The organism is Nitrosophilus sp. (assembly GCF_982775275.1).
In genome coordinates, this window is sequence record NZ_CEXZHP010000007.1 from 1 (window position 1) to 21,875 (window position 21,875).

At 30.5% G+C, this 21,875-nt stretch carries 25 protein-coding genes and 2 pseudogenes; 12 read left to right on the forward strand and 15 right to left on the reverse strand.

The features are described 5' to 3' along the window. The 4 genes and pseudogenes from AC30RD_RS00870 to dnaA form a co-directional block, all read right to left on the reverse strand. A pseudogene (locus tag AC30RD_RS00870) lies at positions 1-258 on the reverse strand (hypothetical protein); the annotation flags it as partial. Further along, a pseudogene (gene gyrB / locus AC30RD_RS00875) lies at positions 258-2,572 on the reverse strand (DNA topoisomerase (ATP-hydrolyzing) subunit B). The pseudogenes AC30RD_RS00870 and gyrB, both read right to left, overlap by 1 nt. Positions 2,573-2,652: 80 nt before the next feature. Beyond that, a complete protein-coding gene (gene dnaN / locus AC30RD_RS00880) occupies positions 2,653-3,720 on the reverse strand; it encodes a DNA polymerase III subunit beta (RefSeq protein WP_489492240.1) in 1,068 nt (355 codons plus the stop codon). 173 nt (positions 3,721-3,893) lie between these two features. Further along, positions 3,894-5,201, reverse strand: a complete 1,308-nt coding sequence (dnaA, locus tag AC30RD_RS00885; protein ID WP_489492241.1) for a chromosomal replication initiator protein DnaA — start codon at positions 5,199-5,201, stop codon at positions 3,894-3,896. Positions 5,202-5,339: 138 nt separating this feature from the next. Between dnaA and ruvC the strand changes: the two genes are divergently transcribed. Further along, a complete protein-coding gene (gene ruvC, locus AC30RD_RS00890; protein WP_489492242.1) occupies positions 5,340-5,813 on the forward strand; it encodes a crossover junction endodeoxyribonuclease RuvC in 474 nt (157 codons plus the stop codon). 4 nt (positions 5,814-5,817) lie between these two features. On the opposite strand, the gene thyX is transcribed toward ruvC, so the two are convergent. Further along, positions 5,818-6,435 (reverse strand): FAD-dependent thymidylate synthase, encoded by a 618-nt coding sequence (thyX, locus tag AC30RD_RS00895; RefSeq protein ID WP_489492243.1) that lies wholly within the window; start codon positions 6,433-6,435, stop codon positions 5,818-5,820. Positions 6,436-6,484: 49 nt separating this feature from the next. On the opposite strand from thyX, the gene AC30RD_RS00900 reads away from it, so the two are divergent. Together AC30RD_RS00900 and AC30RD_RS00905 are read left to right on the forward strand one after the other, a co-directional pair. After that, a complete protein-coding gene (locus AC30RD_RS00900; RefSeq protein ID WP_489492244.1) occupies positions 6,485-7,036 on the forward strand; it encodes a Uma2 family endonuclease in 552 nt (183 codons plus the stop codon). Between the two features lies 1 nt (position 7,037). Beyond that, positions 7,038-8,138, forward strand: a complete 1,101-nt coding sequence (locus AC30RD_RS00905; protein WP_489492245.1) for a deoxyguanosinetriphosphate triphosphohydrolase — start codon at positions 7,038-7,040, stop codon at positions 8,136-8,138. Here AC30RD_RS00905 and AC30RD_RS00910 read toward each other — a convergent pair. After that, the gene (locus AC30RD_RS00910; RefSeq protein ID WP_489492246.1) at positions 8,131-8,757 is read right to left on the reverse strand and encodes an HAD family hydrolase; all 627 of its coding nucleotides are present in this window, start codon (positions 8,755-8,757) and stop codon (positions 8,131-8,133) included. The genes AC30RD_RS00905 and AC30RD_RS00910 overlap by 8 nt on opposite strands. 90 nt (positions 8,758-8,847) lie before the next feature. Here AC30RD_RS00910 and typA point away from each other — a divergent pair, with 90 nt between their 5' ends. The 6 genes from typA to AC30RD_RS00940 all read left to right on the forward strand — a co-directional run bounded on the left by typA (position 8,848) and on the right by AC30RD_RS00940 (position 13,831). Continuing rightward, on the forward strand, positions 8,848-10,662 hold the full coding sequence (typA, locus tag AC30RD_RS00915; protein WP_489492247.1) for a translational GTPase TypA: 1,815 nt from the start codon (positions 8,848-8,850) through the stop codon (positions 10,660-10,662). An 82-nt stretch (positions 10,663-10,744) separates the two neighbouring features. Beyond that, positions 10,745-11,302, forward strand: a complete 558-nt coding sequence (locus AC30RD_RS00920; RefSeq protein ID WP_489492248.1) for a LemA family protein — start codon at positions 10,745-10,747, stop codon at positions 11,300-11,302. Next, the gene (locus tag AC30RD_RS00925; protein ID WP_489492249.1) at positions 11,299-12,270 is read left to right on the forward strand and encodes a DUF3137 domain-containing protein; all 972 of its coding nucleotides are present in this window, start codon (positions 11,299-11,301) and stop codon (positions 12,268-12,270) included. The genes AC30RD_RS00920 and AC30RD_RS00925 overlap by 4 nt, the downstream gene beginning before the upstream one ends. Next, positions 12,267-12,896, forward strand: a complete 630-nt coding sequence (locus tag AC30RD_RS00930) for an NAD(P)H-dependent oxidoreductase (protein ID WP_489492251.1) — start codon at positions 12,267-12,269, stop codon at positions 12,894-12,896. The genes AC30RD_RS00925 and AC30RD_RS00930 overlap by 4 nt, the downstream gene beginning before the upstream one ends. A gap of 10 nt (positions 12,897-12,906) precedes the next feature. Next, the gene (locus AC30RD_RS00935; protein ID WP_489492252.1) at positions 12,907-13,641 is read left to right on the forward strand and encodes a DUF481 domain-containing protein; all 735 of its coding nucleotides are present in this window, start codon (positions 12,907-12,909) and stop codon (positions 13,639-13,641) included. A gap of 10 nt (positions 13,642-13,651) precedes the next feature. Beyond that, positions 13,652-13,831, forward strand: a complete 180-nt coding sequence (locus tag AC30RD_RS00940; RefSeq protein WP_489492253.1) for an HTH domain-containing protein — start codon at positions 13,652-13,654, stop codon at positions 13,829-13,831. Positions 13,832-13,837: 6 nt separating this feature from the next. On the opposite strand, the gene AC30RD_RS00945 is transcribed toward AC30RD_RS00940, so the two are convergent. The 6 genes from AC30RD_RS00945 to secG form a co-directional block, all read right to left on the reverse strand. Then, positions 13,838-14,965 (reverse strand): MFS transporter, encoded by a 1,128-nt coding sequence (locus tag AC30RD_RS00945; RefSeq protein WP_489492255.1) that lies wholly within the window; start codon positions 14,963-14,965, stop codon positions 13,838-13,840. After that, complete coding sequence (locus tag AC30RD_RS00950) at positions 14,952-15,437, reverse strand: RDD family protein (RefSeq protein WP_489492256.1); 486 nt, start codon at positions 15,435-15,437, stop codon at positions 14,952-14,954. Before AC30RD_RS00950 ends, AC30RD_RS00945 begins: the two co-directional genes overlap by 14 nt. Continuing rightward, positions 15,437-16,048 (reverse strand): orotate phosphoribosyltransferase, encoded by a 612-nt coding sequence (gene pyrE, locus AC30RD_RS00955; protein WP_489492257.1) that lies wholly within the window; start codon positions 16,046-16,048, stop codon positions 15,437-15,439. The genes AC30RD_RS00950 and pyrE overlap by 1 nt, the downstream gene beginning before the upstream one ends. 260 nt (positions 16,049-16,308) lie before the next feature. Next, positions 16,309-16,869 carry a ribosome recycling factor gene (frr, locus tag AC30RD_RS00960; RefSeq protein ID WP_489492258.1) on the reverse strand — a complete coding sequence of 187 codons (561 nt, stop codon included), beginning with the start codon at positions 16,867-16,869 and terminating at the stop codon, positions 16,309-16,311. 10 nt (positions 16,870-16,879) lie between these two features. After that, positions 16,880-17,866: a polysaccharide deacetylase family protein gene (locus tag AC30RD_RS00965; protein WP_489492259.1), complete on the reverse strand. Its 987-nt coding sequence runs from the start codon at positions 17,864-17,866 to the stop codon at positions 16,880-16,882. An 8-nt stretch (positions 17,867-17,874) separates the two neighbouring features. Beyond that, the gene (secG, locus tag AC30RD_RS00970) at positions 17,875-18,210 is read right to left on the reverse strand and encodes a preprotein translocase subunit SecG (protein ID WP_489492260.1); all 336 of its coding nucleotides are present in this window, start codon (positions 18,208-18,210) and stop codon (positions 17,875-17,877) included. Between the two features lie 84 nt (positions 18,211-18,294). Here secG and AC30RD_RS00975 point away from each other — a divergent pair, with 84 nt between their 5' ends. The 3 genes from AC30RD_RS00975 to AC30RD_RS00985 are packed head-to-tail and all read left to right on the forward strand — an operon-like array spanning position 18,295 to position 20,530. Then, a complete protein-coding gene (locus tag AC30RD_RS00975) occupies positions 18,295-18,978 on the forward strand; it encodes a methyltransferase domain-containing protein (protein WP_489492261.1) in 684 nt (227 codons plus the stop codon). Next, on the forward strand, positions 18,966-19,319 hold the full coding sequence (locus tag AC30RD_RS00980) for a hypothetical protein (RefSeq protein WP_489492262.1): 354 nt from the start codon (positions 18,966-18,968) through the stop codon (positions 19,317-19,319). Before AC30RD_RS00975 ends, AC30RD_RS00980 begins: the two co-directional genes overlap by 13 nt. Then, entirely contained in the window at positions 19,319-20,530 is a 1,212-nt protein-coding gene (locus tag AC30RD_RS00985; RefSeq protein WP_489492263.1) for an MFS transporter, read from the forward strand. The genes AC30RD_RS00980 and AC30RD_RS00985 overlap by 1 nt, the downstream gene beginning before the upstream one ends. On the opposite strand, the gene AC30RD_RS00990 is transcribed toward AC30RD_RS00985, so the two are convergent. The 3 genes from AC30RD_RS00990 to AC30RD_RS01000 form a co-directional block, all read right to left on the reverse strand. Continuing rightward, complete coding sequence (locus AC30RD_RS00990; RefSeq protein WP_489492265.1) at positions 20,505-20,933, reverse strand: thiamine-phosphate pyrophosphorylase; 429 nt, start codon at positions 20,931-20,933, stop codon at positions 20,505-20,507. The genes AC30RD_RS00985 and AC30RD_RS00990 overlap by 26 nt on opposite strands. Continuing rightward, positions 20,923-21,633, reverse strand: coding sequence for a Bax inhibitor-1/YccA family protein (locus AC30RD_RS00995; RefSeq protein ID WP_489492266.1), 711 nt, complete (start codon positions 21,631-21,633; stop codon positions 20,923-20,925). The genes AC30RD_RS00990 and AC30RD_RS00995 overlap by 11 nt, the downstream gene beginning before the upstream one ends. Before the next feature lie 53 nt (positions 21,634-21,686). Beyond that, positions 21,687-21,875 (reverse strand): hypothetical protein (locus AC30RD_RS01000; protein ID WP_489492267.1); only part of this gene is annotated, 189 nt, incomplete at its 5' end.

Below are 21,875 nucleotides of genomic sequence, written 5' to 3' on the forward strand. Positions count from 1 at the left end.
TTTTAAAATAGCTTCTCTATTGAAAGCTTTTGAAACAGGATCTAAAACTTTTTCCGTTAAACCTTCATAAATCATAAAAAATATAAAATAGATAGAAATAAAGATAGATAATATTAAAATAGTAAAATTTAAAAGATTTAAAGCACCTTCGCTAAAAATAATATATAAAATCAAAGATATAAGAAGAAGGATAGGAAAACCTATCCTAAGAGAGAGTTTAAACTTATTGCTTCTTTCAACTTCTTGAGAATAAAGCATTAAACATCCAAATGTTTTACATCTTTAGCATGTTCTTCTATATATTTTTTTCTTGGCTCAACTTCATCACCCATAAATAGATTAAATACTTCGCTAGCACTCTCGGCGTTTTCTACAGTAACTCTAAGAAGTCTTCTATTTTCTGGATCCATGGTAGTTTCCCAAAGCTGCTCTGGGTTCATCTCTCCAAGGCCTTTATATCTTTGTATATAAGCACCTTTTTTAGCGCTTTTTTCAACTTCTTCAAGCACTTTTATCAAATCTTTGCCTTTTAGGCTTTCAGGAACTCTTTCTTCTATTTTTTCATGAATATATACAGCTTCTACATAAAAAGGGTTTGTAAAAAGCTCATCATCTATAATAATCTCTTCAAGTCCTTCATCTGTTTGAACATATAAATGTATCTTTTCTTCATCTACCTTTGAAGATAAAATATTATAATTTAGAGTGGATAAATACTCTTTGATCTTTTCAAAAAGATTTTGATTATCTAAAGCAAGTAGATCTTTATTTTCGATTAAAAATTTAACAACTTCTATAAGAGAGTATCTTTTTTCTATCTCTTTTAAAATCATTCTATAATGGGCAACTAGTTTAAAAAAATCTATTAGATCAAATTTTCCTATACCTTCAACATTTAAAGAGTCTATTCCGTTTTCTATAAGGAAACTATTTAGTTCAGTGTCATCTTTTAAATATATCTCTTTTTACCCTTTTTATATCTATATAAAGGAGGCTGTGCAATATATAGATATCCTTTTTCAACGATAGGTTTTAAAAATCTAAAGAAAAATGTTAAAAGTAGAGTTTGTATATGGCTTCCATCTACATCGGCATCTGTCATTATTATTATTTTATGATATCTTAGCTTACTTTCGTCAAACTCTTCGCCTATCCCACATCCAAGAGCCGTTATCATATTTTTTATCTCATCCGATTTTAAAATCTTATCAAGTCTTGCTTTTTCAACATTTAATATTTTTCCTTTTAATGGCAAAATAGCCTGAAAAACTCTATCTCGTCCCTGTTTTGCGCTACCTCCGGCACTATCTCCCTCAACTAAAAACAGTTCGCTAATAGATGGGTCTTTACTTTGACAATCGGCAAGTTTTCCAGGAAGAGTTCCAACACTCATTGCATCTTTGCGGCGTACCAATTCTCTTGCTTTTTTAGCAGCTTCTCTTCCTCTTGCCGCTGCCAAAGCTTTATTCATTATGGTTTTTGCTTCTATAGGATTTTCTTCAAAATATTTAACAAGTTTTTCATATGTTAGTTTTTGTACCAAGGGTCTTACATAACTTGATCCAAGTTTTCCTTTTGTTTGCCCTTCAAATTGAGGCTCTGGAACCTTTACGCTAACTACGGCAACTAACCCCTCTCTTACATCATCTCCAGTTATTTTTACATTTTTTTCTTTAGCACTTGCGTTTTGTGCGATATAGTTTGAAATAGCCCTCGTAAGTCCCGCTCTAAATCCGCTTTCATGGGTCCCACCTTCGGGAGTTCTTATATTGTTTACAAAACTTAAAACTCTCTCATCATACCCTTCATTATACATAAGGGCTATATCAACCTCGATATCTTCAATCTTTTCGCTTATTAAAAAAGGCTTTGTTATAGGAGTTTTTTTATTTAGATCTTCTACAAACTGTTTTAGTCCCCCCTCAAAATGGTAAACCTCTTTTTTTTGAATCCTATCATCTTTGAAAGTAATGGTTATATTTGGATTTAAATAGGCAAGCTCTTTAAATCTTCTTGATAATATATCAAATTTAAAATCCACGGTTTCAAAGATCTCGTCATCTGGCCAAAACTCTATAGTAGTTCCCGTTCTGTTAGTCTCTCCGATAATTACAAGATCTGTAATTGGAATACCCTTTTCAAACTCCTGTCTATAAATTTTGCCGTCTCTTTTTATAGTCATTATAAGTTTTTTAGACAAAGCGTTTACTACACTAACTCCAACCCCGTGAAGTCCGCCGCTTACCTTATATGCGTCTTTTTCAAATTTTCCTCCAGCATGAAGCACCGTCAAAACAACAGTTGCTGCCGGAATTTTCTCAGTTGGATGAATATCTACCGGTATTCCTCTACCGTTATCGCTAATAATCGCGCTTCCATCTTTTGTTAAAGTTATATCTATTTTATTGCAGTAACCAGCCATTGCTTCATCGATTGAGTTATCAACAACCTCATATATTAGATGATGAAGCCCGCTGATATTTGTATCTCCGATATACATCCCGGGTCTTTTCCTAACGGCTTCAAGACCCTTTAAAACTTTTATCTTTTCAGCACCATAATTTTTTTCCATTATCTACCTCTTTAAAAAAGTGAGGGTTAGACCCTCTTTAAAAATATATAGATTATATCTTTTTTTTAATAAATTGCTAATTAGATAACTATTGGCATGATAATAGTTAAGAAATTTTCATTTTTTAGAAGAAAAGGTAGTTCTGGCTCATTTAAACCCATTATAAACTCGTTACCTTCGATATGATTTATAAAATCGAGCAAAAACTTACTATTTACCGCCATTATAAATTTTTCTTCAAATGGGGTTTGAACTTCGATTTCCGTTTGAGCTTCGATATTTTCTTCGCTTAAGCTTTTAAAAATAATTCTATCTTTTAAAAATGTAAGCTTTATTTCGTTTGATATGGTGGTTATCTGTTTAATAGCCTCTACCATTTTATCTTTTGGAAGATTTAATTCATATTTTAGAGTTTTTGGTATTATTCTTTCATAATCTGGAAATTTTCCATTTATAAGTTTTGTAAAGAAGAGATAATTATCAGATTTTATTATTAAGTTTGTTTCATCATAATATAGGCTTATATCTTCTAAAAATAGTTTTTGAATCTCTAAAATAGCTTTTCTAGGAATTATTAAAGCCAATATTGTATCTGGCGAGTTTTTTAGTTTTACTAATGCTAGTCTTCTAGTATCTGTTGCTACAAGATTTATTTGATCCTCTTTTATATCTATTAAAGCACCGTTAAGTTCAAATTTTGGATTGTTAGTATCAATAGCTGGTGTAATTTTTTTTAGGGAAGTTATAAAATCTATACTATTTAAAGATATGTTTGGAAGATTTTGTGTTGTTGGAAAAGTTGGAAACTCTTCTGCATCAAATACTGGCAATTTAAATTTTGAGTGACCCTGTTTTATAAAAAGATGGTCATCTTTTTTTTCTAAAATTATCTCTTCATCTTTTAATATTCTAACAATATCTAATATCTTTTTTCCGTTGGCGGTAGCTTTTCCATCTTCATTTATATTTACATCTTTTATCTCTGTTTTTAAACCTATCTCATAATCTGTAGCTTTAAGTGTTAAGTTTGAATCTTTTGCGTCAAAATAGATATGGGATGTTATCTGACTTGTATCTTTTTTTTCCAAAAAAGGTTGCATTTGGCTTAAGACCTGTTCGAGTGTGCTCTTTTGGACAGAGAGTTTCATAATTTGCTCCTTTGAGTTTGCTTTATCAATTTTATAAAAAAAAGCCTATATATTTATTAAAATTTATAGAAATAGTAGTAGTTTTGGTTGAATTTGTGAAAATTGCTTTTAAATATCTAAAATTTGGGCAAATTTTTTTCAAAAAAATCAAAAACTATTTCACCTTTTTTCACTTATGAATGTTTTATTTTATGTGTTAACTCTTCTATTTGAACTTTAAAATTTTCATCTTTTTGCATAATTTCGTTTATTTTTTTCATAGCATGGCTTACGGAAGTATGATCTTTCATACCAAAATATTGTGCAAGAGCCGGCATAGAATTTGGTGTTAAATTTCTTGCAAGATACATAACTATTCTTCTTGCGTTAACTATTTGTCGGCTTCTTGATTTGCTTTTTATTTCACTTGGTTTTATATTTAACTCTTCTGAAACTACCTTTATAATATCATCCATAGTAATATTTTCCTGCTGCTCTTTTATCTGCTCTTTCAAAACGCTTTTAGCAAAATCTAAGGTAATTTTTTGATTCATTAAAGATGCGTAAGCATTTAATTTTATAATGGTTCCCTCAATTTCTCGAATATTGTTATCCATGGTTGTAGCGAGGTAGTTTACCACTTCATCGTCCAAACTTATTCCGTCAAGCTCGCACTTTTTTTTGATAATCGCTATTTTTGTTTCAAGCTCTGGAGGCTGGATATCTGCTATAAGGCCCCACTCAAATCTGCTTTTTAGCCTATCTTCGAGTCCAGCTATCAGTTTTGGGTGTTTATCGCTTGTTAAAACTATCTGTTTATTTTTATTGTGAAGTTCGTTAAATGTATGAAAAAACTCCTCTTGAGTCTGCTCTTTTCTACTTAAAAACTGAACATCATCGATCAATAAAATATCGCATTTTCTATATTTTTCTCTAAACCTATCCATAGTCTGGTTTCTTAAATGGTATGTAAAATCGTTCATAAACTGCTCAATAGTTGTATATATAACTCCTTTTCCTCTATTAAGATTAAAATTTCCTATAGCTTGAAGTAGGTGGGTTTTTCCAAGTCCAACTCCTCCGTAGATAAAAAGAGGATTATAAAGTTGTCCCGGTTTTTCGGCTACGCTTAATGCGGCCGTATACGCAAACTGATTTGAGCTTCCAACAACAAAATTTTCAAAAGTATAAGATGGATTTAGTTTAGTGCTTGTTGCGCTTTTTTGCACCTCTTTTTGTATTTTTTGTTTTCTTTTGTTATCTACTTTTTTTACAACGATCTCTATTTGAGGTTTTATACCTGTTTTTATTTCATATAATCTTGCTATTTTTTTTGAGTATTTTGTTTTTACCCAGTTTGCTATTAGAGGGTTTGGGGCTTTGTATATCAAAAGATCGCTTTTAGAGGATTTTTCGTCATATTTTAATAGTTTTATATATCTTTCATACTCTATATTTGATATCTCTTCTTTTAACATATTTAATATTTCGTTTCCAAGCATATTAACCCTTGAAAAAAAATTTTCACTATGTGAATAAAATGTGAATTATGTGAATATTTTATCTAAAACTTTCCTAACTTTAGTTAAAATGATAAAAAATAAAAAATAAATCACTATGTGAAAAGGATGTGAAAAACTGTGAATATATTAGGAATAGACCCCGGAAGCAAAAATCTTGGTTACGCTATCGTCAATATGGATAAAAACTCCCTGAAATTGGTAGAAGCGGGACTTATAAAAATCAAATCCGATAACCTTCAATTTCAAATTTCACAGCTTATTGAGGGATTGGATCTAATATTTGAAAATATTAAAATAGATGAGGTGGCTATTGAGGATATATTTTACGCATACAATCCAAAAACCGTTTTAAAACTTGCTCAGTTTAGAGGAGCTTTGAGTTTAAGGATTTTACAAATTCACGGAAATTTTAGCGAATATACTCCACTTCAGGTAAAAAAATCGCTTACCGGAAAAGCAAAAGCCAAAAAAGAGCAGGTTGCGTTTATGGTAAAAAAGATTTTAAAAATAAATAAAGAGATAAAACCTTTAGATATCACAGATGCTATGGCAGTTGCAATTACACATGCGCAAAGAATTAGGATGAAATAAATTTTTAATTTTTTTGCATACACTCTTCAAAAAGGTATTTATGATCATCGGGTAAATTTTTAAAAATTTCAAAAGACAAATCTCTTATCTCCCAAAGTGCAGATTTTGAGCTTCTAAGATATAAAAAGTTTTGAAGTGAACGAGCGTTAATAGTCCATGTAAGCTCAGTTTTGTAACATTCTGGAAGCGCATATTTTGCTATATCGTTTGAAACTCCTTTTTTTAGAAGAGATTGTAAATTATTGAGTGCCTTTATACTCATTTTATCTACCGATTCGTTTCCAGTTAAAACAATATATTTGCTAGCTCCTTTAAAGTCATCTTCTTTAAAAGGTTCAGCATCCTTTAGCTCTTTTAGAGTATATCTTGTAGATTTTACGCTAAGACTAGCCATTCTGTGTCTTGCCAACTCTTGAAGTAATGCTCTGCTTATTCCTTGTATATAAAATGTATAAACTAAATGTTCCAAAGTTGATGCATGTTTATATTTGTTTCCTACTCTATCGATAAGTTCTTTATCTTTTTGTCCGCCATGGTCACTTTTATCAAAACTTTGCCAGCAAGTCCTTATCGCATGAGCGCAAACTTCTAACGGAGTGTGATGAAGCAGAGTTACTTTCATAAAATTCCTTTATGATATAATTTAGATAATTATAGCAAAAAGGTTTGAGATGATGGCAAAATATATCCCAAATTATACCTATGAAGATTATAAGCAGTGGGAAGGTGATTGGGAGTTAATTGGCGGGATAGCGATTGCTATGGCTCCAAGTCCGATAAGTGATCATCAAATGTTGCTATCAAGAATAGCTCATGAATTGGAAAAATCATTAGATGAGTGTGAGGAGTGTTTTGTTTTAGTAGAAGAGGACTGGAAGATAGATGAAGAAAATGTTGTTAGACCAGATATTAGCGTAGTTTGTGGGGATTTAGAAGATTTTATACAAAAAGCGCCAGAAGTTGTTGTAGAGATAGTTAGCTCATCTACTGCTTATAAAGATGAAAATATAAAATTTGAAATATATGAAAAAGAGAAGGTTAAATTTTATATTTTGGTTTATCCAAAAGATTTTAAAGCAAAAATTTTTAGACTCAATAACAATAGATATGAAAAGATGGGGGATTTTTTAGATCAAAAAGCCTTTTTAGATCTTGATTGTAAAATTGAGATAGATTTTGAAAATGTTTTTAAAAAATTGAAAAAACTGAGAAAAAAGGTTTAATTTGAAATGCACCGATAGATTTTATCCAAGTATAAATGATTTTAGACACTCTTTTCATAGAGACAGAGATAGAATCATCCACTCTTCTTCATTTAGAAGACTTGAGTATAAAACGCAAGTATTTATTAATCATGAAGGAGACTATTTTAGAACGAGGCTTACCCATTCTCTTGAGGTTAGTCAGATTGCTAGGACTATAACAAAAGAGCTTGGTTTAAACGAGGTTTTGGCAGAAGCTATCGCCTTAGCCCATGATTTGGGACATACGCCTTTTGGACACGTTGGTGGGGACGAGTTAGATAGGGTAATAAAAGATAGATTTAGTAAAAACGGATTTGAGCACAATTTTCAAAGTTTTAGAGTCGTAACAAAACTTGAAAAAAGATATAAAGATTTTGACGGATTAAATCTTACTTTTGCAACGTTGGAAGGTATCTTAAAACACTCTTATCCATATAAAAAACCTTTTTTAACTTCATGGTATGACGAAATTTTTGATTTAAAAAAGCATCCCTCTTTAGAAGCTATGGTTGTCGATAAAGCCGATGAGATAGCATATATAAGCGCAGATATAGATGATGGGATAAAATATAATTTAATTGATTTTAAAACTTTAAAAGAGAGTTCGTTAGTATCAGAAATCATTCAAGAGGTTAAAAGGGATGGATTAGAAGATGAGGATGATAAACTTTTTAGATATAGATTTACTTCTCTTTTAATAGCCAAACTTGTAATGGCTCTTATTAATAACTCTAAAGATAAGATAGACAATACAAAAATTTTATGCAAAACAATTCCAGCAACCGAGCCAATTCCCGTTGATTACGATAAAGAGTTAAATAAAAAGATAAAAGAGCTCAAAAAAATACTTTTTCAAAAACTGTATCGTCATCCAAAAATTTTAAGAAAAATGCATGCTGGTAAAGAGTGTATAAAAAATCTTTTTAGCGCTTTATGTGAAGATCCAAGACTTATGCCCGATGAGTTTTATTATAGAAGCCAAAATGAGAAAGTTTATAGGGTTGTTGCCGATTTTATAGCTGGTATGAGTGATAGATATGCAATGAAACTTTACCATGAGATATATGGAATTACTATTTAAATTTTAGGGATAAAAGATATTTTTTTAACTCTTCTACATTTGAAAGTGCCTCTTTATAGTCACTAAATCCCCAGTTGACTCTAATAAAAGAAATGCCCGCATTTTTTGCGGCTTCTTCATCTGTTCTTCCATCTCCTATCAATAATATCTCATCTTTTTTACATTTAAAATAGTTTATTATTTTATATATCATATCGGGAGCTGGTTTTGGGTGTTTTACATCATCGGCACATACGATAATCTCAAAATATTTTAAAATATCAAGATGGCTTAATATCTCAATTGCTGAGGCTCTATAAGCGTTTGTTGCCAAAGAGAGTCTAAAATATTCTTTTATATCTTCTAAAAGCTCTTTTATTCCGGTAAATAATATTACCTCATCTTTATGATTTTTTGCATAATATTCTCTAAACCATTCGATTTGTTCTTTTGTGTATGCATTGGAATTATAAAAAAATTTAGGTTTATTTAGATATGGATCATTTACAGCCTCTATTATGACTTTTTTAGCAAGAGGCTTTAGTCCAAGTTTTTTTCTTACGTAATTTATCGAATTGGAAATGATATTAGAACTATCTATTAAGGTTCCATCCATATCAAAAATCAGGTAATTTATCATTTTTTTATTCCTTTATTACTTGGCTATTCAACAAATTTGTATAATATATCAAAAGATAGTATTATTTCAAAAAAAATTTAGAGGATAAAGATGCAAAATATTAGAAATATTGCCGTTATTGCACACGTTGATCATGGAAAAACTACTCTTGTTGATGAGCTTTTAAAGCAATCAGGAACAATAGAGGCTCACAAGGAGTTAGCCGAAAGGGCTATGGATAGCAATGAATTGGAAAAAGAGCGGGGTATTACCATATTGTCAAAAAATACCGCTATTAGATATGGTGATGTAAAGATAAATATTATAGATACTCCAGGGCACGCTGATTTTGGAGGCGAAGTTGAGAGGGTACTTAAAATGGTTGATGGGGTATTACTTTTAGTTGATGCTCAAGAAGGAGTAATGCCTCAAACAAAATTTGTGGTAAAAAAGGCGATATCTTTAGGACTTAAACCGATTTTAGTTGTAAATAAGATAGATAAACCAGCAGCCGAGCCAGAAAGAGTAGTAGATGAGGTATTTGATCTTTTAGTAGCTATGGGAGCAGATGAAGATCAACTTGATTTTCCTATTCTTTATGCAGCTGCAAGAGAGGGTTATGCCAAATGGAACTTAGAAGATGAAAACAAAGACTTAACTCCTCTTTTTGATGCTATTATAAAATATGTTCCAAAACCTTCTGGAAGTGCCGATAACCCAACTCAAGTTCAAGTATTTACACTCGATTATGATAATTATGTTGGAAGGATAGGAATCGCTAGAATATTTAACGGTAAAGTAAAAAAAGGAGACAATCTTTTACTTATAAAAGCAGATGGAGAAGAGATAAAAGGAAAAATATCAAAACTTATCGGCTTTTTGGGATTAAATAGAATGGAAATAGAAGAGAGTGAAGCTGGTGATATAGTTGCGATTGCAGGATTTGAAGCAATTGATGTAGGAGATAGTTTAGTCGATCCAAAAAATCCTTCTCCTTTAGATCCTCTTCATATAGAAGAGCCCACGTTAAGCGTCTTTTTTAGTGTAAATGACTCTCCTCTTGCGGGACTTGAAGGAAAACATGTAACAAGCAATAAATTAAAAGATAGATTATATAAAGAGGTAGAAACAAATATCGCTATGAGAGTAGAAGAGGTTGGAGAGGGAAAATTTAAAGTAAGCGGAAGAGGTGAGTTGCAGATTACTATATTGGCAGAAAATATGAGAAGAGAAGGATATGAGTTTAGCCTCTCTCGTCCAGAAGTTATTATAAAAGAGGAAAATGGCGTAAAATTAGAACCTTTTGAACTTTTGGTTATAGATGTTCCAGAAGATTTTAGCGGAGCTGTTATTGAAAAACTTGGAAGAAGAAAAGCCGTAATGAGTTCAATGACTCCTATGGGAGAGGGTTATACAAGGCTTGAGTTTGAAATACCGGCACGTGGACTTATAGGCTTTAGAAGCGAATTTTTAACAGATACAAAAGGCGAGGGTGTTATGAACCACTCTTTTTTAGATTTTAGACCTTTTGTAGGAGAGGTTGAGCATAGAAAAAATGGAGCCTTAATATCTATGGAAAACGGAAAAGCACTTGCCTATTCTCTTTTTAATCTTCAAGAAAGAGGAGTTTTGTTTATTGAACCGGGAACCGAAGTTTATGTTGGGATGATAATAGGCGAACACTCTCGTCCAAACGATTTAGAAGTAAACCCTATAAAAGGAAAAAATCTAACAAACGTTAGAGCTGCAGGCAGTGATGAGGCTATAAAACTTGTTCCTCCAAGAAAAATGACTCTTGAGAGAGCTTTAGAGTGGATAGAAGAAGATGAATTGGTAGAAGTTACTCCAAAAAGTATAAGACTTAGAAAAAGATATCTTGATCCTCATGTAAGAAAAAGAATGGCCAAACAGAAAAAATCTTCTTAAAATAAGCGGGAAATTTCCCGCTCTTTGATATAATCTTCAATAAAAAATAGTTAAAATATCCAAATAGCACAAAGGATATATTATGCAAACATTATTAATCATATTGGGAGTTTTTGTTGCGATTGTTATATTTTTATATAACTTTTTAGTTGCGAGAAAAAATCAGGTTGAAAATATTTTTGCTTCAGTTGACGCTCTTTTGAAAAAAAGATACGACCTAATACCAAATCTGGTAGCTTCGGTAAAAGAGTATATGAAACATGAAAAAGATGTTTTAGAAAAATTAACTAATTTAAGAAGCAGAGCTTTAAATCCAAATATTAGCGATGAGGAAAAAATAGAATTAAACCAAAATATAAGTAGACTCCTTGGTAACATTATGGTCGCTGTAGAAAATTATCCTCAATTAAAGGCAAACGAAAATATTTTACATCTTCAACACACTCTTAACGAAATCGAAGAGCAAATTAGTGCGGCTAGACGTGCATATAACCAAGCTGTGACAGATTATAACAATGCTATAGAGATGTTTCCTACAAATATAATAGCTTCCTATTTAGGCTATAAAAGAAAAAAGGTTTTTGAGATAGATGAGAATCAAAGAGAAAATATAGATGTAAAAGAGCTGTTTAAATCATGAATTTTAGTTCTATATTGGATATTTATTATAAAGATCTTTATCCCGCTTTAAAAGAGCTTGAAGATGATAGGATCAAGATAGCTAAAAAATTAAAAATATTAATAGCTTTTTTAATAATAATTTCTCTTCTAATAATTTTTGGCATACCAAAGATCATAGATATTAAAGAGTCAGATTTTGCTGATATGCTAAGTACTGTTTTTACTATAGATGTTACAGTTTATATGCTTTATAGCAGTTTTATAACCGCAGATTATAGAAAGGATTTCAAAAAAAAAGTTATTGAAAAGCTTATAAAAAGTTTGGACGAAAATCTAAATTACGATCCAAATGGTGTTTTTCCTTCATCTTTATATAAAAATTCGCTTCTATTTTTAAAAAAGTATGATAAATATGAAGGTGACGATCTGGTAACAGGAAAAATAGGTAAAGTTTCTATCATTTTTTCAGATCTTCATACCCAATATAAAACTAAAAACTCCAAAGGTAAAACACGTTGGCATACTATTTTTAAGGGTCTTTTTTTTATGGCCGATTTCAATAAAAATTTTAAAGGTATAACACTGATTTTTCCAGATACCGCACAAAAACTACTTGGATATTTCGGACAGTTTTTTCAAGAGATTTTTAGAAAAAGGGGTTTAAAACTTGTTAAAATGGATAATATAGAATTTGAAAAAGAGTTTGTGGTATATAGTAGCGATCAAGTTGAGGCAAGATATATTTTAACTCCAAATTTAATGGAGAAAATCTTAAAAATTAAAAGATTAAAAAAGACTCCTATTTATATATCTTTTGTAAATAATCATATCTTTATCGCCATCTCATCTAAAGATAATTTTGAACCTACAATTTTTAAATCTTTATTTGATATCGAAGTTTTTAAAGAGTATTTTTTAACTCTAAAGCTTTCAATAGGATTGGTTGAAGAGTTAAATTTAAATAAAAGATTGTGGAGTAGATTATGAAAAAAGATGAGTTTTTGAAGATGATGCATTTTAGGCACGCATGCAAAATTTTTGATGAAAAAAGAAAAATATCAAAAGAGGATTTTGATTTTATCCTTGAGGCGGCAAGATTGAGTCCTAGCTCTTTTGGAATGGAACCTTGGAGATTTTTAGTAATAACCAACGATAGGCTAAAAAGTGAACTAAAACCCCTTTGCTGGGATCAAAAACAGTTAACTACATCTTCTCATGTGGTAGTTATAAAGGCTCAAAAAGAGATTTTAAAGCCAAATAGCGAATATGTAGTTAAAATGCTAAGCAGAAGAGAGCTTCCAAAAGAGAAGATTTTAGCTTATTTAAAAAGGTATGAGGATTTTATGCAAGATAAAATTGATGATGAAAAACTTTTTTGTTGGAGCGCAAAACAGTGCTATATTGCGGCTGCAAATATGGTAGATGCAGCAGCTTTTATAGGAATAGATAGTTGCATGATAGAGGGTTTTGAAAAAGAAAAAGTTGAAAAACTTTTAAAAATAGATACAAAAAAAGAGGAGATCGCTCTTATTATAACCTTTGGATATAGGATAAAACCGGCACCTGCGAAAAAAAGATTGTCAATAGATGAGATTGTTCAATGGATAGATTGAAGGAGAGATTATGAAAAAGATTTTGTTTTTGCTTTTGTTTATTAGCTACTCTTTTGCAATTGTTTCAATCGCTCCTAAAGATATAGGCGAAAAAGAGCCAGGAATCAGCGGCGAGGTGGGATTGTCCGTGGAGATAAATAAAGGAAATACTGATACCTCTTCTTATCTTATTTCAGGATTGATTCAAATTGATAAAAAAGAGAGTTTAAGTTTTGCAAAAATTTCCTATGAGTATGGAAAAAGCGGCGGTGAAAAAAGTAAAGATAGGGCGTTTGCACATTTAAGACATTTAAAAAAAATAGATGAAAAGAGTGTTTGGGAATTTTTTGGACAGATTCAAAAAGATGAGTTTAAAGATCAAAAATTAAGAGCTTTAATAGGCGCGGGGAAAAGATATAGATTTTATAATAAAAACGAAGATAAAGCCTATTTTGGTATAGGAGCTTTTTTTGAAACAGAGAAGATTAAAGATCAAAAAACAAAAGAGTATTTTAGAGGAAATTTTTATATAAGTTTCAAAAAAAGATTTAATGAAAACGTAAAAATGGCTTTTGTATCATATTATCAACCAAAACTTGATGAATTTAGCGATTTTGAAAGTATAAATTCGCTGGAGTTTGGTATAAAATTGAGCCAAAAATTGGATCTTTTAATTGTCTCAAAATATGATTATGACTCAAAACCGCCATCTAATATAAAAAAATATGATTTTACACAAAAGATAGGTATTAATTATAAATTTTAAAGGAGGAAATATGGGTATAGAAGAACAAGTATTTGCTAAAATGAAGGAGCTAAATAAACCCGTTAAAGCGGGAGATATCGCAAAAGAGCTTGGAATAGACAGCAAAGAGGTTAGCAAAGCAATAAAAAAATTAAAAGAAGAGGGAAAAATAGAGTCTCCAAAAAGATGCTATTACGCCCCAAAGGCTTAATAGCCTTTAAGCCCTTTTGGGCTCTAATATAATAAAAATAAAAGCCAAAAGAGCTATGAAAGAGGCGTATAAAAAGAGGTATTTTCCATAAAAATATCCAGCGAGTATACTTCCAACAAATCCCCCAAGCCCAAAACTAATCCCTCCAAAAAATTGCTGAGCCAATTTTTTGTTTTCATATATATGAAAAAGATAAGCAATAGAGGCCGAATAATATAAGGCAAAACTTAGCGCATGAAGTGATTGGGTAAAGTATGCTATAAAAAGATTTGAAGGAAATAAAAAAAGCAAAAACCATCTAATAACAGCGCTAAATGTGGAGATTTGTATTAATGTTAGAAGATTTTTTTTCATTAGCGGAGTTTGAAAATATAACATTATTATCTCACAAATTACTCCAAATGTCCAAAGATAGCTAACAGTTTCATAAGATAGTCCAAAATTTGTCTCATAAATAGTAAAAAAGTTGTAAAATGGTCCAAAGCTAACTTGCATTAAAAATAGACTAACCCAAAACTTCCAATGGGACAATATTGAAAAGCCGTTATTTTTATTATTTTTGGAGAGATTTTTTTCATATTTTGAGATTAGAAAGCCAAAAATGGAGGTAAAAAATATGGTAATAAAAAGAAAATGGAGTGCAAAGTTTGGATTTTTCATAAATTTTGCCAATACTAGAGCGATTATAATAAATCCTATAGATCCCCAAAGTCTGCTTTTTCCATAATTTTCTTTGCCTATCCTTTCAAGAGCGATAGTTTCTGCATAGGGCAAAATTAGAGCAAAGCTTATACCAAGAAGAATATTTGGAATCAAAAAAAGATAAAAATTTTTTATAGTCAAATAAAATAAAACACCTGAAATTATAGATAAAATAAGGGATAAAAAATATATCTTTTTTGTTAAGTTAAAATGTTTTAAAAAGAAAAAAGGGGTTATAAATCTCATCAACGGACTCATAGCAAAAACTATCCCTATCTCAAAACTGCTATATCCGTAAAGTTCCAATACTTTTGGCATATAAATAATATACACTCCAATTATGGAAAAGAAGAAAAAATAAAAAGCCGAAATAGTAAAAAAAAGAGGTGAAGGCAGAAAGGTTGATGGTAAAACGGGGCTATTTTTTGTCAACTTCACCCTCTGCTTTTATCATTAAAGTTTTAGATAACAGATCATGTAGCGTTTGTCTATCTTTTCTAAAAAAAGCTATCAATAGACCAAAAATTGAAAAAATAGATATCGGCATAAAAATATAGCGAAGAGTAGATTGAAAAATATTTGGATTTTTTTTATTTTTGTTAATAACTTTTATATCATAAGCTTTCATTCCGGGAGTTTGCCCTTTAAATGTCCAAAAAGAGACAACTATTAAAAAATGAGGAATTATAATATATAGCCATCCCAATCCCATATGGGACTTAAACTCTTCTCTACTTCCCATAACCAGATAGATTACGATATATAAGATAGGCATTGTTATCATAAAAGTATCTGTTAAAAAAGCTTTCAATCTATCGGCTATTTTTGCGTAATTGATATGTTCTTTTTTTTCCAATTTTTTAGTTTGGATTTTTCCATGTTTTACATCTCGCCATCTGGGCATCAATTACCTCTACTGCCGGGTTTTACTGGATTGCTTCCTTTTTTGCAAAGGGGACAATCTTGAGGTTCATATATCGGAAAATCAAAATCGGCTAATGCAAAAAAAGGTTTGTTTTCTGGAAGTTTGCACTCTTTTTTTCTTTTAATATCGGAGTTTATTCTATTGCATACTCCTCTATTTGCCAAAGCGGCAAAACCAACAACAACAGCACCTCTTTTTTCGATCTCCTCAGCAGCCTCCATAGCCGATCCACCTGTTGTTATAATATCTTCGCAGATTAAAACTCTCTCTTTTGGTTTTACTTCAAACCCTCTTCTTAGAGTCATTTTGCCATCTTTTCTTTCGGTAAATATAAATCTAACCCCAAGAGCTCTTGCAAGTTCATATCCAGCTAAAAGTCCTCCAATTGCCGGAGAGCATACAGTATCTATCTCAAGCCCATACTCTTTAATCTGCTTTGCCAACTCTTTTGCCAAAATTTCCGCTATTTTAGGATCTTCCAGGACTTTTGCGCTTTGAAGATAGTTTGGACTATGTTTGCCTGATGATAGCAAAAAATGCCCTTCTAAAAGTGCACCTGAATCTTTATAGATTTTTTCAATATCAAGCATTTTTATCCTTTATATTAATTGGATAGAAATATCAAGTTTTTTTACTAAAGTACGTAAGCAAAGAAGTTTGCTTACGCAGCCTTTGGCTTATTTAACCGAAAACTTGCTTCGCTTCACTTAGCTTCGTTTTCTTCAAGGTAACCTAGCTGTTCATATGCTCATCACTAAAATCCTTGATTTTAGGATTCGCATAAATTCACAGCTTTTGCTAAGGTAAGTAAGCAAAGCAGTTTGCTTACTCAGCCTTTGGCTGACCTTAGCTACACCTTCATTATCTCTTGTTCTTTCGCTTTTACAAGCTCGTCTACCTTTTTTATAAACTCATCGGTTATTTTTTGAATCTCTTCTAAAGCTCTTTTTTCTTCATCTTCTGTTATAAGTTTTTCTTTAAAAAGCTTTTTTATTTTGTCGTTTGCGTCACGTCTGACGTTTCTTATAGCAATTTTGGCTTTTTCTCCAAACTGCTTTGCTTTTTTTGCCTCTTGTTCTCTTTGTTCAACAGTCATAGGCGGGAAAAATAGTTTAATCTGCTCTCCGTCATTATTTGGATTTACTCCTATATTTGCTTCTTGAATCGCTCTTTCTATATCGGACAATAAAGATTTATCCCAAGGAGAGATAACTATCGTAGTAGCGTCTGTGGCTACTACGCTGGCGGCTTGGTTTAGTGGAGTAGGCGTTCCATAATAATCAACTTTTATATTTTCAACTACAGCGGTTGTAACACGACCGGTTCTTAAAGTATTAAAATCTTTTTTTAAAACTTCCAAAGATTTTTGCATATGGTCTCTTGCATAATCGTATATCTCTTGTAACTCCATCTTTGCTCCTTTATTTAACTAAAATTTTTGTATTAATTTTACTATTTTTTACCTTTACAATAACCCTAACCCTATTTTTTTTCAGATTTAGATTTAAATTTTTTTCAATTATCCCGTTTTTAACCTCAACCCATCTCCATCCATAATCTGTTATATAAAGCTGAGCCTTTTTAACATCATCAAAAATTTTTACCTTTACTCTTTTTAAAATACCATCTTTTGGATATTGTTTAGGCTCATTCCATATTGCTCTTAAATGTTTGATTTTTAATTTCTCTTTTAAATTTACTTTTCCTACCAAAGCTATTCTATCAAGATCATATATATCACTGTATCTATTAACAGCTCCCATATTTTGATTTAAAATAGCTTCAAATCCAAAACTTTTTATTATATTTTTTACTCTATCATCATATTCTCCGTAAGGATATGCGTAATATTTTGGTTTAAAACCCAACCTTTTTTTAAAGATATCAATCGCAATTTTAGTATCTTTTTTTATCTCTTCATCACTTAAATGGGTTAGATGGGGATGAGCGTGGGAATGAAGGGCAACATCTCCATATTTTAAACACTCTTTTATCTCTTCCCAACTCATATAATCTTTATATCCCTTTTCACTGGCTTTTGTTGAGATAAAGATAGTAAATGGGTAGTCATATTTTTTAAAAATCTCTAAACCGTTTTTATAAAAACTTTTATATCCGTCATCTATAGTTAATACAACCCAATTATCAGGGATATGATCTTTCTTTTTTAAAGATTTTAAAAGTTTAGATAAAGGAATTATTTTATAACCGTTAGCTTTAAAATATTCAAACTCTTTTATTAACTCTTTGATTGAAGTGTTTGTAGATGGGTATCTAAAATCATCAAATCTATGATATACAAATATATGGGCATCAGCTTTTAATACCGTAAATTGCAAATAGAAAAAAGATGAAAAAAGGTAAAGGAAAAATAAGAGTAAAAACCTATTTTTCCTAAAAATTTCCAATTTTTATCCTATTTTGTAGCTGGAGCGGTTGGAACCTTTGAAGTTTCGTTTTTAACTGGAACTTCAGGAACTATCTCTTTTTTTTGAACATCAACTTCTTCGATAATCGATTTATTATGCTCTTTATTATACATATACCCCAATGCTATAGTATTTATAATAAAAGCCGTTCCGAGTATAAAAGTTAATTTTGCTAAAAATCCTTGCGGTCCCTTTGCGCCAAATAAAGATTCGTTACTTCCACTATAGGCTCCAAGTCCTATTGATGAGCTTTTTTGAAGAAGTATTATAATTGTCAATATAATCGCTAAAATAATCTGTAAAATAAACAAAACCTGAAGCATAAATAATCCTCTTATTAAAAAAATTTAAGCCAATTATACCTAATTTATTTTATAATTTGGTTAAAAATAAGCTTTAGGATATTGATGAATCCAATAAAAGAGTTTTCAAGGTTTGCAAATAGTTATCAAAAATATAAAATTATTCAAACAAAAGTGGCAAAACATCTTGTATCAAAAGTATCAAATAAACCAAAATATATTTTAGATCTTGGTGCCGGCGAAGGAGAGATTTATAAAAATATAGATTGGGATATCAAAAATTTTATAGCGGTTGATAAATCTAAAAAGATGTTGGAACTTCATCCAGAGGAAAATGTTAAAAAGATAGTTTGCGATTTTTCTCAAAAAGAGTGTTTTGAAAAATTAAAAAAAGAAAAATTTGATTTTATTTTTGCATCTTCTTCTTTACAATGGAGTAAAGATCTTGATTTTACCTTTCGTGAAATTGCAAAACTTAAAAAAAATTTTGCTTTTGCAATTTTTACCGATAAAACTTTTGAGACAATTCATAAATTATCAAATATCTCTTCACCGATATATTCATTAGATGAGATATTATATTTTTCTTCGAAATATTTTATGATAAACTATGAGGTTAAAAGATATAAACTCTTTTTTGAAAATAAAATGGATATGTTCAGATATATAAAAAGAAGCGGAGTGAGTTCTGGAAAAAGAGTTTTGTCATATAAAGAGACAAAAAGTCTAATATCCAACTATCCGTCCAAATTTTTAGAGTTTGAGGTAGTTTTTTTATGGCAAAAATAGTAAATTTTTTTATTTTCTTTTTTATTGCCTCTTTTTTATACGCAAATGAGATAAAATGCGTAATCGAATATGAGAGAATTTATTGTAAATATTTTATAGATAGATCAGATAACGAGAATGGTAAAAGATTGCTTTTTCATTGGCACTCCCCTTCAGGTAAAGATGATAGAAAAAAAGTTTTTACCCTTCCACCATATTATGGTTCTGTATATGATTATAGATATCTGCCCGGTAGAGAAAATGGCATATGGGTAGTTGAAGTAAAAGATTTAGATACAAACACAAGCGTAACCACAAAGATAAAAATCGACTCTACAAGCGAAGATTTTTTTGAAGAATAATGATAGATAGTAAATCTTCCCATATAAAAAATATATTGCACGGTTTTTTTTTAGCCGTCGCTACCACTATAGCTGAGCCATCTGCAGTTCTTCCTTTAATCGTTCACCATTTTTCTTCAAGTGATATTTTGGTTGGAGTTTTTGCTTCTTTATTAAGAGGCGGGGCTATTTTAGTGCAAATGTATGCCGCATTTTACGCGCAAAGTTATCAAATTGTTATGCCTTATTTAAAAAGAGTTTTTTTAGCCAGATTTTTAAGCTGGTTTGGTATAGGAGCGATAATACTTTTAATCGGAGAAAGCTATCCAAAAATCACTCTATTTCTAATAGGCATTGGTCTTTTTATCTTCTCGTTTTCAGCCGGTTTTGGAGCAATTTATTTTAAAGAGATCTTAGCAAAAGTTTTTTCTCATAAATTTAGAGGAAAAACTATGGCTTACAGACAGTTTTTTGCCGGAGTTGGTGCAATTTTGAGCGGTGCGGTAACTGGATGGGTTTTGCAAAATTTTGAAGCACCACATAACTATGGCTATCTTTTTATAATAAGCGCTTTTTTAATGGGAGTTGGTTTACTTGCTTTTGCGTCCATTAAAGAGCCTATAAAAATAAAAATTTCAAAAAAAGAGAAAAGCTTTAAAAAGTTTTTAAAAAACACATTTTTGTTTTTAAAAGAGGATAAAAATTTAAGATATCAAATATTTACGATTTTGTTTTCATATGGATATCTTTTTGCTATGCCTTTTGTAATATTGCATGCAAAAGAGCAGATAGATTTAACCGGGGCGTTTGTAGGAAGTTTGATCTCTACCCAAATGATTGGTGCTATGATAAGCAATGTTTTATGGGGAAAACTTTCATCTTCGCAAAAAAATAGGTATATCTTATTTATCTCTTTTTTATTTTTGATAGTGGCATATTTTTTAGCATTTTTTGCAAATAGCAAAATAGAATATTTAATTATATTTTTTATTTTTGGAGCGGCAACAGATGGATTTAGATTAGCAGCAAACAATCTTATTTTAGTTATATCTCCAGAAGATAAAAGACCCATATATGTAGCTTTGCAGGCAAATATCACTTCGATTGGACTCTTTTTTTCAATTCCTGGTGGATTTGTATTAAAATTTTTTGGATACGAAACTCTTTATTTTATAACAATTTTGCTGCTTATTATAGGGATTTTTTTTAGTTTGAAGATAAAGGAAGAATAATATCTTTTTCTATATTATATAGCTGATATCTTATATATTTAAAAAGCTCGCTTTTTTCTAAATCTATTAGTTTAAAGCTCTCTTCAAGAACCCTTGCTGACTCTTGAGCTCTTTTTAGATTTGCAAAAATTAAATCTTTTAAATCTTTTCTTACTTTTTCACTCTCAACACTTCTTTTTAAGACATCATTTTTTATATCTCTATATTTTAAGTATTGGTCATAATTTTCAATTTTTGCTTTATGTCTTAACTCTTTTAATTGTTTGGATATCTCTTTGTTATTATAAATATATCGGTATATATCTTCTACGACTCTAATGCCTTCTTTTAATCTATTTAGATTTGCGTCAATTAAACGAAAAAGCTTTGGCTCCAAAGTAGGAGCCTCTTTTTTATTCTTCATTTCCAAATATACCAAGTATTTGAAGTAGTGAGATAAAAAGGTTTAAAACATCAAGGTACAAAGCTATTGCCGCTTCAACAGGAGTGGCAAAATTTCCTTTCATTATATTTTGTGTATCATAAAGTATAAAAATACTAAAAAGTATCGCTCCAGCCGATGCTATCAATAACTGTAAGATAGGGCTTCCTAAAAATATATTAATTAAGCCGGCAACTATCATAATTATTAAAGAGATAAATAGAAATTTTCCAATATTTGAAAAATCTCTTTTCGTATTTATAGCAAACAGGCTAAGCCCTCCAAATGCAACTCCAGTTAATAAAAGAGCGTTTGTCAATATTGATGCCCCTTGAGGCAATCCTAATATTCCGCTTATTAAGGGAGTTAACGTAAATCCAGTCATAAAAGTAAATGCAAATAACATAATTAAATTAATTCCTGGTTTACTTTTTGTTAAATATACTCCAAATAAAAAGGCAAACTCTAATATTACAAGACCCCAATACCATGTTGGTATTATAGAAGCCATACTCATGCCCAAATATGCACCAGTAGCAGCTGCCATGATACTTGCAGCAAAAAGCTGATAGGTCTTTTTTATAAAAGTAACTTTATCTATCTGTGCATAACTTTGTTCTTTTGAACTTTGACTATATTTTGCATCTCTTTGCAAGCTATACTCTTTATTGTAAAGAGCCATGCTACTCCTTTTTTATAAGTTTTTTATATATTTTGCAGATTGATTATACTTTATTAAATCCTATTAATCAACATAAAAAAATTCAATTTTAAAAATTTATGAATATTTAAGTAAAATTCTTTTATACTTCCATTCGCTTTTGAGGGCGGCTGAGATGTTAGCTGAGTTAGCTTGACAATTTCAGTTATATTTAGTATAATTTCAGCCCTTAAAACGGGGGAGAGATTATTTAGGATGATCTT

Coding starts and splice junctions, on each gene's coding strand:
- AC30RD_RS00950 (WP_489492256.1), bottom strand. CDS start 15,437: ATGCCCAGATGGCGAGATGTAAAACATGGAAAAATCCAAACTAAAAAA.
- AC30RD_RS00930 (WP_489492251.1), top strand. CDS start 12,267: ATGAAAAAAGATGAGTTTTTGAAGATGATGCATTTTAGGCACGCATGC.
- AC30RD_RS00925 (WP_489492249.1), top strand. CDS start 11,299: ATGAATTTTAGTTCTATATTGGATATTTATTATAAAGATCTTTATCCC.
- AC30RD_RS00975 (WP_489492261.1), top strand. CDS start 18,295: ATGAATCCAATAAAAGAGTTTTCAAGGTTTGCAAATAGTTATCAAAAA.
- AC30RD_RS00985 (WP_489492263.1), top strand. CDS start 19,319: ATGATAGATAGTAAATCTTCCCATATAAAAAATATATTGCACGGTTTT.
- AC30RD_RS00900 (WP_489492244.1), top strand. CDS start 6,485: ATGATGGCAAAATATATCCCAAATTATACCTATGAAGATTATAAGCAG.
- typA (WP_489492247.1), top strand. CDS start 8,848: ATGCAAAATATTAGAAATATTGCCGTTATTGCACACGTTGATCATGGA.
- dnaA (WP_489492241.1), bottom strand. CDS start 5,201: ATGCTTGGAAACGAAATATTAAATATGTTAAAAGAAGAGATATCAAAT.
- AC30RD_RS00935 (WP_489492252.1), top strand. CDS start 12,907: ATGAAAAAGATTTTGTTTTTGCTTTTGTTTATTAGCTACTCTTTTGCA.
- AC30RD_RS00980 (WP_489492262.1), top strand. CDS start 18,966: ATGGCAAAAATAGTAAATTTTTTTATTTTCTTTTTTATTGCCTCTTTT.
- secG (WP_489492260.1), bottom strand. CDS start 18,210: ATGCTTCAGGTTTTGTTTATTTTACAGATTATTTTAGCGATTATATTG.
- AC30RD_RS00995 (WP_489492266.1), bottom strand. CDS start 21,633: ATGGCTCTTTACAATAAAGAGTATAGCTTGCAAAGAGATGCAAAATAT.
- thyX (WP_489492243.1), bottom strand. CDS start 6,435: ATGAAAGTAACTCTGCTTCATCACACTCCGTTAGAAGTTTGCGCTCAT.
- AC30RD_RS00920 (WP_489492248.1), top strand. CDS start 10,745: ATGCAAACATTATTAATCATATTGGGAGTTTTTGTTGCGATTGTTATA.
- pyrE (WP_489492257.1), bottom strand. CDS start 16,048: ATGCTTGATATTGAAAAAATCTATAAAGATTCAGGTGCACTTTTAGAA.
- frr (WP_489492258.1), bottom strand. CDS start 16,869: ATGGAGTTACAAGAGATATACGATTATGCAAGAGACCATATGCAAAAA.
- AC30RD_RS00990 (WP_489492265.1), bottom strand. CDS start 20,933: ATGAAGAATAAAAAAGAGGCTCCTACTTTGGAGCCAAAGCTTTTTCGT.
- AC30RD_RS00940 (WP_489492253.1), top strand. CDS start 13,652: ATGGGTATAGAAGAACAAGTATTTGCTAAAATGAAGGAGCTAAATAAA.
- dnaN (WP_489492240.1), bottom strand. CDS start 3,720: ATGAAACTCTCTGTCCAAAAGAGCACACTCGAACAGGTCTTAAGCCAA.
- AC30RD_RS00910 (WP_489492246.1), bottom strand. CDS start 8,757: ATGATAAATTACCTGATTTTTGATATGGATGGAACCTTAATAGATAGT.